We start from the raw sequence: 1,018 nt of genomic DNA, 5'->3' as shown, positions 1-1,018 counted from the left end.
CGCCGATCGTCTCTCGGCCACGGCGGGCGCCTACGTCACGTGGGACGGACAGGGCAAGCCGGGAGTGCTGTTGGCCGGCCCACTGGCCAAACTCACCCTCGCACTCGCCGCCCAGGGCCGGGACGTCACCGCGATCGGCGGACTCGACGCGGAAGCCGGGCTGCGTTCCCTCATGGTGACCACGGGCGCCGACACCGGCCGCTTCGCCGACCGCAACCCGTACGTGGCGGACAACGCCAACACCTTCGGGCAGGCGTACTCCGTCCTGGCCCTGGCCCGCACCAAGCGCGGCGTGCCGGAGGAGGCCGTCCGGTATCTGCTGCGCACCCAATGCGCGTCGGGAGGCTATCGACTGATGCCGGGCGACGGCACGTCGTGCCTGTCGGACGCCGACACCACCGCCCTGGTCGTTCAGGCGCTGCTCACCGTGCCCCGGACACCACAGGTGGCCGACTCCCTTGCCCGGGCGGTGGGTTGGCTACTGTCGAAGCAGGACGCCACGACCGGGGCGTTCGGCGGGACCGGCCCCACCGCGGCCGTGAACGCCAACTCCACCGGCCTGATCGCCCAGACCCTCGCCGCCACCGGCCAACGGGACCAGACCGCGCGGGCCGCGGCGTGGCTGCGGTCGATGGCCCTGACCGAGGGCCGCGACGCCGGCGCGCTCGCCTACAACGCCGACGCGCTGGTCGACGCCCGTGCCAACGGTGTCGACGACGTCACCCGCGACCAATGGCGCCGTTCCACCGCCCAGGCGGTACTCGGCCTCGGCGTACCGGTGTTCGGGCACATCGGTGTTCGCGACCCGGCACCGGTCGAGCCGGTCGTCCCGGCCGATCCCGGTCCCAAGGATCCTGGGCCCGGGGGCCCGGGGCCGGGCGATCCGGGGCCGGGTGGTCCCGATCCTCACGGCAGGCCGGTGGCCGTCGCCTCGCCCGCGACCATCCGCCCGGGGCAGACCGTGACCGTCAACGGCCGCGGGTTCGGCCCGGGTCGGCCGGTCACCGCCGCGATCACC

Annotated in this window: 1 protein-coding gene; it reads left to right on the top strand. The window is 74.6% G+C overall.

Features of this window, described 5'->3' with window-relative positions; all coding sequences use genetic code 11:
• The coding region (locus GT354_RS50425; protein WP_161364970.1) for a terpene cyclase/mutase family protein at positions 1-1,018 on the top strand (1,018 nt) is incomplete at both ends.

The sequence above is a fragment of the Streptomyces sp. SID3343 genome, from assembly GCF_009865215.1.
Taxonomy (GTDB): domain Bacteria; phylum Actinomycetota; class Actinomycetes; order Streptomycetales; family Streptomycetaceae; genus Embleya.
This window is presented reverse-complemented; position numbering and strand designations above follow the sequence as displayed.